6 protein-coding genes are annotated in these 15,194 nt (G+C 50.2%); all 6 read left to right on the top strand.

The window, feature by feature from the left end:
* On the top strand, positions 1–3,033 hold the full coding sequence (locus B5F25_RS15970; protein WP_087250705.1) for an efflux RND transporter permease subunit: 3,033 nt from the start codon (positions 1–3) through the stop codon (positions 3,031–3,033).
* Positions 3,030–4,346 (top strand): TolC family protein, encoded by a 1,317-nt coding sequence (locus tag B5F25_RS15965; protein WP_087250703.1) that lies wholly within the window; start codon positions 3,030–3,032, stop codon positions 4,344–4,346. Before B5F25_RS15970 ends, B5F25_RS15965 begins: the two co-directional genes overlap by 4 nt.
* Positions 4,347–4,439: 93 nt before the next feature.
* Positions 4,440–8,402, top strand: a complete 3,963-nt coding sequence (locus B5F25_RS15960) for a hybrid sensor histidine kinase/response regulator transcription factor (RefSeq protein WP_087250713.1) — start codon at positions 4,440–4,442, stop codon at positions 8,400–8,402.
* Positions 8,403–8,720: 318 nt separating this feature from the next.
* Positions 8,721–8,891, top strand: a complete 171-nt coding sequence (locus B5F25_RS21915) for a hypothetical protein (protein WP_158098142.1) — start codon at positions 8,721–8,723, stop codon at positions 8,889–8,891.
* A 475-nt stretch (positions 8,892–9,366) separates the two neighbouring features.
* Entirely contained in the window at positions 9,367–11,808 is a 2,442-nt protein-coding gene (locus B5F25_RS15955; RefSeq protein WP_087250701.1) for a glycoside hydrolase family 127 protein, read from the top strand.
* A 138-nt stretch (positions 11,809–11,946) separates the two neighbouring features.
* The gene (locus B5F25_RS15950) at positions 11,947–15,042 is read left to right on the top strand and encodes a TonB-dependent receptor (RefSeq protein WP_087250699.1); all 3,096 of its coding nucleotides are present in this window, start codon (positions 11,947–11,949) and stop codon (positions 15,040–15,042) included.
* The last annotated feature ends 152 nt before the right edge of the window (positions 15,043–15,194 follow it).

Below are 15,194 nucleotides of genomic sequence, written 5' to 3'. Positions count from 1 at the left end.
ATGAATATTTCCGAACTCAGTATCCGCAGGCCGGTGCTTGCCACCGTGCTCACCATCATTATCTTGCTTTTCGGATTGATAGGCTATACGACCTTGGGTGTACGCGAATACCCCTCGGTGGACAATCCCATCATATCCGTAACGTGCAGTTATTCGGGAGCCAATGCCGATGTCATCGAGAACCAGATAACCGAACCTTTGGAACAGAACATCAACGGTATCCCCGGCATCCGTTCGCTTTCCAGTGTGAGCCAGACGGGTCAAAGCCGCATCACCGTGGAGTTTGAATTATCGGTCGATTTGGAAACGGCGGCAAACGATGTACGAGACAAGGTTTCGCGTGCCCAACGTTACTTGCCTCGCGATTGCGATCCGCCTACGGTATCGAAAGCCGATGCCGATGCCAGCCCCATCCTGATGGTGGCTATCCAGAGCAATAACCGTTCGCTTTTAGAATTGAGCGAGATAGCCGACCTGACCGTAAAAGAGCAGCTTCAGACCATATCCGATGTGAGCAGCGTGTCGATATGGGGTGAAAAACGCTATTCGATGCGCTTGTGGCTCGACCCTGTAAAGATGGCGGGCTATGGTGTGACTCCAGTTGACGTGAAGAATGCGATGGACAACGAGAACGTAGAACTTCCTTCGGGAAGCATCGAAGGAAATACCGTAGAACTGACCTTGCGCACCATGGGACAAATGCATACCGCCGACGAGTTCAACAATGTCGTAATTAAGGAGGTAGGCGGACAAGTCATCCGACTGAGCGATATCGGGTATGCCGAACTGGGTGCTGCCGACATAAAGAGTTACATGAAGATGAACGGGGTACCGATGGTGGGCGTGGTGGTCATCCCTCAGCCCGGAGCCAATCATATCGAGATAGCCGATGCCGTGTACGAACGTATGAAGCAGATGGAAAAAGACCTTCCCGATGATGTGTCTTACACGTATGGATTCGACAATACCCGCTTTATCCGTGCCTCCATTGCCGAAGTGGAGAGTACCGTTTACGAGGCTTTCTTCTTGGTTATCGTCATCATCTTCCTGTTCTTGCGCGACTGGCGCGTCACGCTGATACCGATTATCGTGATTCCGGTCTCGCTCATCGGTGCCTTCTTTATCATGTACGTGGCGGGTTTCTCCATCAATGTATTGACCATGCTGGCGGTGGTGCTTTCGGTAGGACTGGTGGTAGACGATGCCATCGTGATGACCGAAAACATTTACATCCGTATCGAACGGGGTATGGAGCCTTTTGAGGCAGGCATCGAGGGGGCAAAAGAAATCTTCTTTGCCGTAGTGTCTACCACCATCACGCTGGTAGCGGTGTTCCTCCCCATTGTGTTCATGGAAGGTACCAGCGGCAGGTTGTTCCGCGAGTTCAGCTTTGTGGTGGCTGGTTCGGTGCTTATCTCTGCCTTTGCTGCCCTCACTTTTACGCCGATGCTTGCCACCAAACTCTTGAAGAAACGCGAAAGACAAAGCTGGTTCTACCGCAAGACCGAACCATTCTTCGAAGGCATGAACTACTGGTATGCCCGTGGGTTGAGCGCATTCTTGAAGCGCAGGTATTGGGCTATTATTTTCACTGCAGTCACATTGGTGCTTATCGGTGTGCTTTGGACGCATATCCCGGCAGAAATGGCACCTCTGGAAGACCGTTCGAAAATCACAATCAACACCCGTGGCGCCGAGGGAGCAAGCTACGAATATATCCGAGACTATACCGAAGACATCAACCTGCTGGTGGATTCCCTCATACCCGATGCCGAGGCGGTCACAGCCCGGGTATCGAGCGGAAGCGGAAACATCCAGATTACGCTGAAGGATATCAACGAACGCGACTACAGTCAGATGGAGGTGGCGGAGCAGCTTTCGCAAGCCATCAAGACCAAGACCAAAGCACGCGCCTTTGTCCAGCAGCAGTCTTCTTTCGGCGGACGGCGAAGCAGCATGCCCGTGCAATACGTGCTTCAGGCAGTAAGCATCGACAAGCTGGAAAAAGTTTTGCCCGCTTTCTTAAATAAGGTGTACGATAACCCGACTTTCCAGATGGCGGATGTCGACCTGAAGTTCAGCAGCCCCGAAATGCAGGTCAACATCAACCGCGACAAGGCAGGAACGATGGGGGTGAGCGTGCGCGATATTGCCGAAACCCTCCAGTACGGATTGAGCGGTCAGCGCATGGGGTATTTCTACATGAACGGCAAGCAATACGAGATATTGGGGCAAATCAACCGCCAGCAGCGCAACCAGCCTGCCAATATCCGCTCCATCTATATCCGGAGCGATAAAGGCGAAATGATTCAGCTGGACAATCTTGTGGAATTTGTCGAGTCAATCACCCCGCCCAAACTTTATCACTACAACCGATTTATCTCCGCTACGGTATCGGCGGGTCTTGCCGAAGGAAAGACCATCGGCCAGGGATTGGACGAGATGGATAAGATAGCCGCCGAAACCTTGGATGAAACCTTCCGTACGGCACTTTCGGGCGACTCGAAAGACTATCGGGAAAGCTCGTCAAGCCTGATGTTTGCCTTTATCCTGGCGTTGGCGTTGATTTACCTCATCCTCGCAGCGCAGTTCGAAAGCTTTAAAGACCCGCTCATCATCATGCTCACCGTGCCCCTTGCCATTGCCGGTGCATTGATATTCATGTATTTCGGAGATATCACCATGAACATCTTCAGCCAGATTGGCATCATCATGCTCATCGGACTGGTGGCGAAGAACGGCATTCTGATTGTGGAGTTTGCCAACCAGAAGCAAGAGGCAGGCGAGGAAAAGATGCAAGCCATCCGCGATGCTGCCCTCCAGCGCCTGCGCCCCATCCTGATGACCAGTGCGGCTACGGTATTGGGACTTATTCCTTTGGCGTTTGCCACAGGCGAAGGTGCCAACCAGCGCATTGCTATGGGAACGGCAGTAGTGGGGGGTATGCTGGTATCGACATTCCTCACCATGTTCATCGTGCCCGCCATTTATTCGTACATATCCACTAACCGAAACAAAACCAAGAACGTATGAAGCAGATTCTTATCTTGATAATAGCCGTTTTTGCCGCACTTCCCCTTCAGGCACAATATGAATATACCTTGAAGCAATGCCTGGAAGAAGGATTGCTGAACAACTATTCGCTCCGCATCTCGCGCAACGAAGAACAAATCAGCAAGAACAACGCCACGTTGGGCAATGCGGGTTATCTGCCTACGGTAGATTTTACCGCAGGATATACCGGTGACTTGAACAGTTCCGATTCGAAATTGCGTGCCGACGGGAGTACGGTAGCCGAACGCAATGTGCTCGACCATACCCTCGATGCAGGCATCGACTTGAACTGGACCATCTTCGACGGCTTTAATATCTCTACCACTTACAAGCAATTGCAGGAACTGGAACGTCAGGGAGCTACCAATACCCGGATTGCGATAGAAGATTTCATCGCTACCCTTACCGCCGAGTATTACAACTACATCCAGCAGGAAATCCGCCTGAAAAACTTCCGCTATGCCGTTTCGCTCTCGAAGGAACGTTTGCGCATTGTAGAAGAGCGGTACCACATCGGTAATTTCTCGCGCCTCGATTTCCAACAGGCAACGGTAGACTTCAATGCCGACAGTGCCCAGTACATGAAGCAGCAGGAACTGGTGCACACCTCGCGCATCAACCTGAACGAACTGATGGCGAATAAAGATGTCGACCGTCCCATCCGGGTGCGTGATTCGGTCATCGACCTGAACCGCATCCTTGATTTCGACGAGCTTTGGAATGCCACGTTAAGCACCAATGCCAATCTCTTGCATGCCGACCAAAATACCGTCTTGGCTCAATTGGACTACAAGAAAGTCCTCTCGCGCAACTATCCCTACCTGCGCCTGAATGCGGGATATGGCTATACCTTTAATAAATACGATGTGAACGCCACGCGCCAGCGCAGCAATTGGGGATTCAGCGGAGGCATCACCATCGGTTTCAATATCTTCGACGGAAACCGCCGGCGCGAAAAGCGCAATGCCAGCCTTGCCATCCGCAACGCCCAACTGGAACGCGAGCAGGTAGAGCAAGCCCTGCGTGCCGACTTGAGCAACCTGTGGCAGGCATACCGCAACAACCTCCGCCTGCTGCACCTGGAACGCCAGAACCTGATAGCCGCCAAAGAGAATCACGAGATAGCCAAAGAGCGTTATCTCTTGGGAAATCTGTCCGGTATCGAAATGCGTGAGGCACAACAAAGCCTGCTCGATGCCGAAGAACGCATCCTCTCTGCCGAGTATGACACCAAAATGTGTGAAATCTCTCTCCTCCAGCTGAGCGGAAAAATCACGGTGTATCTGAAATGAACAAATAATCCCAAAAAATAAAAATCAAGACAGATGACATTCTTTTAAATTATTTTCCGTAAATTGCGCCGTTATTCGAAAATCATTAATTCCATGAATATAAAGAAACTATTCTGTCTGTGGATGTTATGCAATGTCTGTTTATTCGGAGCGGCTGCCGATGCACTGCCTTCCCTGTTCCAGTTCAGACACTACAACATAGAAAACGGAATGTCATCGAATACTGTTTACGATATTTTACAGGATGCCGAAGGATACATCTGGATAGGTACAGACAACGGACTGAATCGTTTCGATGGAATCGAGTTTACGTTTTATCAGAAAGAAAGCGCGTCTTCGCCAGAATTTCTTACTAATACCATTTCTTGTCTTTGCGAGAGGGGAGACAGTCTGTGGTTGGGCACCGATTGTGGCGTATACATTTTCGAGCGGAAGCCGGAGCGAATCATCCCTTTCCGTCCGGTGGCGGCAGATAGCCTTAGCCCCATCCGGAGTTGGGTTACTAAAATCGTCTGCGACCCACAAGGCAATGTCTGGATAGCTACTCGTTCGCAAGGGGTTTTCCGGTATGCCGCCAACGGAGAACAACTGGCTCATTATCCCATGCGGGAGGATGACGGCAATATTTTTTACCTGTTGTGCGACAAAAAAGGAGAACTGTGGGCATCTACCTGGGCAAGGCTGTACAGGTTCGATAAGCAGAAGAATCAATTTACCGCCTTTCCGTTGCAGGACAATCCCGACTCGTTCTATTCGATGGCTATGTGGGAAGATGCAGTAGGAAACCTGTGGGCAGGTACGTGGACAGAGGGTATATGGAAAATCAATCCACAGACGGGAACGGTGGAACGTTATATGGAACCACATGGCGACAAAGGCATTTCGCACATCCATGCCATCGGCGAATACTCGTCCAATGTATTATTGGCAGGATCGGATAATGGTCTGGCACTGATTGATCGGATTACCGGATGCAGTGCGGTGTATGCTTATTATGGCGAAGAAACCAAAGCGCTTTCCGACCGGTTTATCTATCCTATCCTGAAAGACCGGGAGGGAGGTATCTGGATAGGCACCTTCTATAACGGCATCAATTACTTGCCGCCTTACAGCGGACAGTTCGAAGGGTATTCGGACGCAAATGGGAATGGTCTGTTCACCGGCACCATCATCAGTCGCTTTTGCGAAGACGAGGACGGCAAGATATGGGTAGCCTCGGACGATGGAGGATTAAGTCGCTTCGACCCCATCCGCCGCAGGTTTGAAGACTTTCCTGGCAGAACGGCGTTTGCCAACGATAACGTACACGCGTTATGTATAGATGGCGATAACCTGTGGATAGGCACGTACGGGAAAAACATCCGCATCCTGAACCGGAAAACCGGAGCGATAAAAGATTACCGCGACCGGGAACCGGAAGGAACCAGCATCTATACCGTATTCAAGGACAGAAGGGGGCAGATATGGACCGGATCCATGGCTTCGGTATGTCGCTACGACCGCCCCACGGACAGGCTGATACGCATCGAACAGGTAAAAGCCACCGTAATCGATATGAAAGAAGACGCGAAAGGTTACCTGTGGATTGCCACACAGGGTGACGGGCTGTACCGCTACCAGCCGGAACAAAAAGAATGGAAGGCTTACGGCAAGGCGGAAGGCATCGCCTGCCAGATTGTCAATCAGTTATACATCGACCGGAAAGATAGGCTATGGGCAGCCACGGGCGAAGGGCTTTGCCTGTATCAGGAGAAGGAAGACCGGTTCGGCAGACAAGCTTTGCGCATTCCGAACGAATGCATCAACGCTATAGCGGAAAGTGACGAGCATTTGTGGCTCACGACGGCGAAAGGATTGGTAAAATATCATCCGGAAAACGGACGGACACAAGTGTTTACCCGCAGCGATGGGCTGCAGAACGAATCCTTCCTGCCCGCTTCAGTGCAAATGTCGAAAAGCGGTGAAATTTATATCGGGAGCATTAATGGATTCAACCGTTTTCATCCGCACCGCCTGAAATCGAACATACAAGCTCCTGCCGTAGTGCTGACCGGACTGGAAATATTCAACAAACCCATCGCTACCGAAAACGGAGGCATACTACCCGCTGCTATCGGCGAATTAGAAGAACTGCATCTGCCGTATACCGATAATGTCATCACCCTGAAATATGCAGCATTGAGTTATTGCACTCCAGAGAAAAACCAGTATGCCTACATGTTGGAAGGCTTTGATAAAGACTGGAACTACGTCGGGTCACAGCACAATGCCACGTACACCAACCTTCCTGCCGGGACTTATACGTTTCGGGTGAAAGCTTCGAATAATGACAAGGTGTGGAACGAAGAAGGCACCGCTTTGCGTATTGTCATCCATCCTCCTTTTTACTTGTCGGTTCCGTTTAAGGTAGCATACTTCATCCTGTTCGTGTTCGTACTGGCAGCATCGACACGCTACATCATACGCCGCAGTGAAAAAAAGCATGCGCAGGCCATTGATGAACTGAATGTGCGGAAGGAGAAAGAAATGCACGAAGCCAAGATTTCATTTTTCACCATGATTGCACACGAAATCCGTACGCCTGTGTCGCTCATCATCGGGCCGTTGGAAAAGGTGATGCAGTCTACGCAAAATCTGCCGTCGGAAGTGCGCAACGACTTGAATATCATCGATCGTAATAGCCAGCGTTTACTCTATCTGGTAAATCAGTTGCTGGATTTCCGCAAAGTGGAACAAAACGAAATGAAAATGCGTTTTGCGCCGCAGAACATCAAAGAACTGATGCAAGCCGTGTGTGAGCGCTTCCAGCCTTCGCTGGAACAACGGGGCATTACGCTGACAGAGGTCTATCCGCCCGAAGACTTCCGTGCCGATGTAGACCGCGAGGCGGTCACCAAAGTGCTGAGCAACCTGATGACTAACGCCAATAAGTACACCCGCGACCAGGTGAAGATGGAATTTGCTGCGCAAGAGCATACGTTTACCTTGACCGTAACCGACAACGGGAAAGGTATGAGCCCCAAAGAGCTGCAACTTATCTTCCGTCCTTTCTATCAGGCGCACGACAACAAGCCGGGTACAGGCATCGGATTAAGCATCGTAAAGGGCATTGTAGAAGCTCACCACGGACGCATCGATGTACTGTCGGAAGAAAACAAAGGTTCGTCTTTCCGTGTTACACTGCCGGTGCGGCAAGAGAAAACCGACTCCATAGAAACTGCCGGAGAAGTCCCGGAAGTGCCCGAAGGCATTCTGCAGGTGCAGCCTGCCGGTTTGGCGAATAAGAAGCTGCCTGTCGTTTTGATAGCGGAAGACAACGAAGACATGTCAAGTTTTTTGGCAGACAGCTTCGGCACCGCCTATGTAGTGATTACCGCAGCCGATGGCGCAGAAGCATTACAACGACTGAAAGAACAAGAAGTTTCGCTTATCATCAGCGACTGGATGATGCCCAACGTGGATGGTATCGAATTGTGCCGCCGGGTGCGTGAAGACCGGCTGACCAGTCACATTCCTTTTATCCTGCTGACGGCAAAAACCGATAACGCTTCGAAGATTGCAGGCATGAATTGCGGCGCGGACGCGTATATCGAGAAACCGTTTTCCATGCAATACCTGGAAGCCTGCGTGAAAAACCTGATGGACTTGCGCAGCCAATTACAACAGAAATTCTCGCAGATGCCGGTAGTGCCCATCAGCACGATAGCGGGCAACCAGGCAGACGAAGAGTTTCTGACCAGGATGAACCAACTGATAGAAAACAATTTCGACAACCCCGATTTGTCGGTTGATTTTCTTGCCGAAAAGTTAGGCATCAGCCGTTCGGGCTTGTTCGCGAAAATAAAAGCGCTGGCAAACGTTACACCCAATGAGATGATTCAATTGGTACGACTGAAAAAGGCGGCATTGCTGTTGCAAGAAAACAAATATCACATCAGCGAAGTGAGTTACATGGTAGGTTTCAGCAATCCATCGTATTTCAGTAAGTGCTTTCAGAAACAGTTCGGCATGACGCCAGGCAAGTTCATTGCATCGGGGAAAACCGCAACGAATTGATGGACGGTCTTTTATGAATGTCCGTATTTTACCAATAAGGAGTTAGAAGGAGTTATTTGAGGGAGTTATAGTCAATCAGAAATAAAATGCGAAAAAACATTTGTCATGCTGAGTGCCTATTTCCTGCGGAAAATCCATTCGATTATGACAATACATCAAGATTTTTTCGCAAACCAATTTTGTTCTACTATAAAAGGAGTTAGAAGCCAATACTATTGTCCTTTAACTCCTGCCGAAGGCATAACTCCTTCTAATTTCTTTTATCTGCTGGCATTTTGCGGATATTCATTTTAGAAGCTGTTTTGAATTTATCGTGCGATGATTTGGGATGAGTTTTTGAGGCATTTTTGCTTCTGTGATGAGGAAGATAGCGGGCTATCTGACGAAGAACAGGAGCGAAAAGGACCAAAAAATCGCCCAAAGCACACACGAAAACGGATACATCAAGCCAAGAAAAACTTTTTGGAGAAATTCAAAACAGCTTCTTAATCAAAATCCCAAAATCCTTCCCAATATTTGGAGTTTCTGATAGGGTTGTATTATCAATCCGGACGGCATCCTTTTATGGTTTTCCTATCAAAACCGTACGTTCTCCAATTGAAAACCGTACGTTCTCGATATGGAAACCGTACGGTTTTCATATGGAAAACGTAAAAAGAAGGTAGCCTGTAACAGATCCTGAACCATTCAATCATATATTAATTCGTATCTGCTAAGCAAATTTGTTGGAGAAATTAAAACAATCTCTTACAACATAGTAAAACAATTGGTTTGCGGATATATTCATCTGTAAAAATCATCCAAACAGATGACAAAATCGTCTATATCCTGTTTAAACGTGCTGTACAGCATATCCTGCAGGCCTTTGCACGACTATTTTCTTATCAATATGGACTATCTTTTTATCCGGTTTACCGATTTCCACCTACATTTGCGCAGATGAAATTTTAAATAGTAATACCTTATGAAGAACTATCTGTTAACACTGATGAGCGGACTTGTAGCGTTGGGAGTCACTTCGTGTGGCAAACCTGCCTATACGCAGCCCGACGCCCCCATCCAGGAAGTGCCGTTCACCCAGGTGCACCTGAGCGATAGCTTCTGGTTGCCCCGCATCGAGACCAACCGCACCGTGTCTATCCCTTCCGCATTTAAAGAATGTGAGAAAAACGGACGATTTGATAACTTCGCCATTGCCGCCGGACTGAAAAAAGGAGAGCACCGGGGCGACTTCTCGTTCGACGATACCGATCCTTATAAGGTGATAGAAGGGGCATCGTATTCGCTCGCGGTGAAATATGACCCGCAACAGGACCATTACCTGGACAGCGTCATCAACATCATTGCCGCGGCGCAAGAACCGGACGGTTATCTTACTACCTGCGTCACCAATAAATGTTATCGTCTCTCCGGATGGTGGGGACGCTCGAAATGGGAAAAAATCAACAGCCACGAGCTGTACAACAGCGGACACATGTACGAAGCAGCCGTCGCCCATTACCGTGCTACCGGCAAGCGTACCTTCCTTGATGTCGCTATCAAGAATGCCGACCTCGTCTGCAAGACCTTCGGACCGAAGGAAGGACAGATACACCGCCCCAGCGGACACCCCATCGTAGAGATGGCACTCTGCAAATTATATAAGGTGACGGGCGACCGGAAATACCTCGACATGGCGAAATACTTCGTCGAAGAAACCGGACGGGGCACCGACGGGCACAAGCTGAGCGAATACAGCCAAGACCATAAGCCCATCCTGCAACAAGACGAAATCGTGGGCCACGCCGTACGTGCCGGCTACCTCTATTCGGGTGTGGCAGATGTGGCAGCCCTTACTCATGATACGGCTTATTTCCATGCCTTGACCCGCCTGTGGGACAACCTCGTAAGCAAGAAGCTATACATCACCGGTGGCATGGGCTCGCGTGCGCAAGGCGAAGGCTTCGGACCGAATTACGAACTGCAGAACCACACCGCCTATTGCGAGACCTGTGCTTCTATCGCCAACGTGTACTGGAACCACCGTATGTTCCTTGCCACGGGCGAATCGAAATACATCGATGTGCTGGAACGTGCACTTTACAACGGTGTCATCAGCGGTGTGTCGCTCAGTGGCGACAAGTTCTTCTACGACAATCCGCTGGAATCGATGGGGCAGCACGAACGCCAACGTTGGTTCGGTTGTGCTTGTTGCCCGGGTAATGTGACCCGCTTCATCGCTTCCGTGCCCAACTATGCCTACGCCACCCAGCAGAACGATATCTACGTCAACCTCTATATACAAGGTAAAGCCGAGATGCAGCTTACCGACAGCACCCACGTCACACTGGAACAGACCACCGGATATCCTTGGAACGGTAAGATAGCCATTAAGGTGACGCCTGATAAAGAAGGAGAGTTCGCCATCCGCCTGCGCATCCCCAGCTGGGCAAAGAGTGCTCCGGTAGCTTCCGACCTCTACGCCTATACCGATGCTCCGAAAAAATATACCCTGAAAGTAAACGGCTCGTCGGCACGGGCAGCCGAAGGCGACGGTTACGAAACCTTGGTACGCACCTGGAAAGCAGGCGACGTCATCGAACTGGACCTGCCAATGGACGTGCGACGCATCCAGGCGAACGACTCGGTAGAAGTAGACCGTGGCATGCTGGCACTGGAACGCGGACCTATCGTATTCTGCCTGGAAGGCAAAGACCAGCCCGACAGCACCGTGTTTAACAAGTTCATCACCCCCGACACACAGATTGACGCCACCTACGAAGCCAACCTGCTCAACGGCGTGATGGTATTGAGCGGGGCTGCCAAGGAAGTGGAACGCGACGGCTCGGTGAAAGACCTGACCTTCCGCGCCATCCCCTACTCTACCTGGAACAACCGCGGTGCCGACCAGATGGAAGTATGGATTCCCGAATCCAAGGAATACGCTACCCCGACACCCGAACCGACCATAGCCAGCAAGGCACAGATGTACTCGCTTCCTACCCAAGCTACCACCGATGTGCCCGCAGCCACCAGCAACCTGCAATGGGCATGGGGCTACAACGACCAGTGGGAACCGAAACGTTCGAGCGATACTTCCAAGCCCTACCATTACTGGTGGCTGCGCCAAGGCTCGAAAGAGAATGTGTGCTACCGCTTCAGTCAACCCACCGAGGTAAAATCCGTAGACGTGTACTGGCTGGATTTCGACCACTACGATGGAAACTTCCGCACGCCCGCCTCGTGGAAGCTCTACTACAAACAGGGCAACCAATGGAAGGAAGTGGAAGCGCAAAGCCCTTACACCACCGATAAGGACCGCTACAACCACCTCGACTTCCATCCCGTGAAAACCACCGACCTGATGATTGTGGCACAGCTGCAAGAAGGAGCGTCGGGAGGAGTGATAGAGTGGAAAGTAGAATGACAGTGAATAATTAGCAGTGAACAATTAATAATTAATAATTAACAGTGAATAATTAACAGGAACAAAGAATGGCTATTCCCGCTATTCCTTGTTCACTGTTAATTCTTAACTAACTATTAACCTTTAAATACAAACAGAATGGATACACATGGAAACCGCGCGTTATTCAGTCGCGCAATGGTGAAGGTGGCCGCTTGTACCATGCTGGCAGCAGGGTTGCCATTGGCAATGTATGCCGAAGCAGGGAACACGGAAGCCGCTGTGATAGCTGCCCAACAAACACGGACCGTCAGCGGGCAGGTGGTAGACTCGAACGGCGAAAGCATCATCGGAGCCAACATCGTAGAGAAAGGAACGGCCAACGGTACGATTACCGATTTCAACGGTAAGTTCTCGCTGAAAGTAGCTCCCAACGCTACCTTGGTCATCAGCTACATCGGCTACAAGACCATCGAAATGAAGGCAAGCGAAGTAAAGGCCGGACAAACCATTACGCTGCAAGAAAACGCCGAGATGATGGACGAAGTCGTAGTCATCGGTTACGGTACGCAGCGCAAGGGTGATGTGACCAGTGCCGTGGCTTCGGTGAAAGCAGAAGATTTTACAGTAGGTAAGATTACCGATGCCGCCGAACTGGTGAAAGGAAAGATTGCCGGTCTGAGCGTCACCAACTCTAGCGGTGACCCGACGGCTACCTCTTCCATCATGCTGCGTGGTATCAATACCGTGTCGGGTAACACCAACCCGCTTATCTTGGTAGACGGTATCGAAGGCGACCTCACCACCGTAGCGCCCGAAAACATCGCTTCCATCGACGTACTGAAAGACGCTTCGGCTGCCGCCATCTACGGTACCCGTGGTGCCAACGGTGTCATCTTGATTACCACCAAGACCGGACGCCGCGATCAGAAAGCCGACATCACTTATTCGGGTTACGTATCGTTCTCGAAATGGACAGACACACCGGAGTTCATGGATACGCATGACATCATCTACGGACGCACCGCCTATACCTACGAAGGCTACGACACCGACTGGCTGAAAGCCATCAGCCGCAAGGCGGGCTTCAAGCACAACCATTCGCTTTCTATGAACGGTGGTACGAAAACCTCTACTTACTCCGCCAACGTCGTTTACAGCAACGATGAAGCTATCATGCGCAAGAGCGACAACGAAAACCTGAAGATGCAGTTGGACTTTACCCAATACGCTTGGAACGACAAACTGAAGTTCAACTTCAACGCCTTGATCAGCCGGCAGAAGTATTCGTTGAACAACAATACCTACGCTTACCGCCAGGCGATTATCCGTAACCCATCGGAACCCATCTATAACGAAGACGGAACCTATTACGAAAACTTCAACCGCCTGAACTACATCAATCCGGTGGAAATCCAGAACGAATACGAAGGCGATACCCGCGTCCGTTTCTACCAAATGACGGGTAACGTCACCGTAGAACCCATTAAGGGATGGCAGACCAATGTGATGCTCTCGTTGAACGAATCGGCAAGCGTCAGCCAGTCGTTCACTTATCCGGACTATTACACCTTGGCGAAAGAAGACAACTACAACGGTTCCGCTTCGAAGAGCGAAGGCAACTATCGCAGCCAGACTTTGGAAATCACTTCGCGCTACAACCATACATGGGGCGAACACCGCTTCGAAGGGTTGGTAGGTTACAGCTACCTCTACAACAAGTACGATGTTTTCTCTGCCAGCAACGGAAACTTCCCTTCGGTAGCTTACCTCTACAACAACTTGGGACTGGGTACGCTTCTGACCGAAGAAGACCGCCATGCGGGCATGGGCTCTGACGCATACGATGACACCCTTGTTGGTTTCTTCGCCCGTGTCAGCTACGGCTACGCCAACCGCTACAACGCCCTGCTCAGCATCCGCCACGAAGGATCCAGCAAATTCGGTGCAAACAACCGGTGGGCTACCTTCCCCTCCGTTTCGTTGGGATGGACCATCAGCAACGAACCGTTTATGGAAAAGACCCGCTCTTGGCTGAACAACCTGAAACTGCGCATAGGGTACGGTGTGACCGGTATCACCCCAACCAGTTCTTATCGGGCACAATACCTTTACGACATCGCTCCCTACGGTGACATCCAAGACCAAAGCGGAAATTGGATCCAAACATTGGAAGTTATACAGAATCCCAACAAAGACCTGAAATGGGAAACCACCCGTGAATGGAACTTCGGTTTAGACTGGAGTGTGCTGGATGAACGCCTCTCCGGTAGCATTGATGTCTATCACCGTAAGACTTCCGACTTGATGTACTCATATAGCGTACCTGTACCGCCCAATTTGTATGGCTATACCCTTGCCAATGTAGGTGATATACGTAACGTAGGTGTGGAAGTCATGGTGACCGGTGTACCCGTCCGGACCAAGGATTTCGAGTGGAGCACCACCCTGACCCTTTCGCACAACAAAAACAAGCTGCTCAAACTGAGTAACACTTTGTACGAGACCGATGACTTTCACGAATTATATGGCGGATTGGGCGAACCCATCAGCACACCGACCCACTATATGGAAGTAGGCCACAGTTTAGGCGAGTTTTGGGGGCTGAAATACGTAGGAGTCAGCGAAAACGGAGTACCCATCGTACAAGTAAGTGACGGCAACGGAGGTTGGGTGAATGAAGAATTCAACACAAACCACAATGTGATGGAAAACCGCCAACGTCTGGGCAACGGACTGCCGAAAGTCTATTTGGGGTGGGGACATACCTTTAACTACAAAGGCATTGACTTAAACTTGCAGTTTACCGGACAATTCGGTTACAAGATTCTGAACGCATGGCGTTGTTTCTATGAAAACAACTCCATCGCCTACAACCGCCTGAAGACAGCTTACGACCTGCGTCCCGCCATCAACTTGGACGGCACGCCCGTATTGGATGCCGACGGCAACCAAAAGATGGTACGTCTCTCGAATACAGCCGCCCAATATTTCTCGAGCGACCACTTGGAAAACGGCGACTTCCTGAAGCTGAGCAACATCACCTTGGGCTACACCCTGCCGCTGAAAGGCAAGATAAAGGATTATATCAACAACCTGCGTATCTATGCATCGGCAAGCAACGTTTTCTGCATCACTGGTTACTCCGGATTAGACCCGGAGGTAGATAATGCTTTCCAGACACCGGGCATCGACTACCAGGATAAATACCCTACTACCCGTTCGTACACGGTAGGTTTAACGCTTAACTTTTAACGAATGAACACCATGAAAAAGCTAATTAAAAACATATTAGAGTTTATGTAAATTAGTTATGATAGTTCCAAGGGTTGATTTTAATTCTGAGATTATGCAGTGCCATACATGTGGAAAAGATGTTTTCTACAAAGTTGTTCGCCCTGAGCCTG

The organism is Bacteroides sp. An19, assembly GCF_002160215.1.
Lineage (GTDB): Bacteria > Bacteroidota > Bacteroidia > Bacteroidales > Bacteroidaceae > Phocaeicola > Phocaeicola intestinalis.
This window is presented reverse-complemented; position numbering and strand designations above follow the sequence as displayed.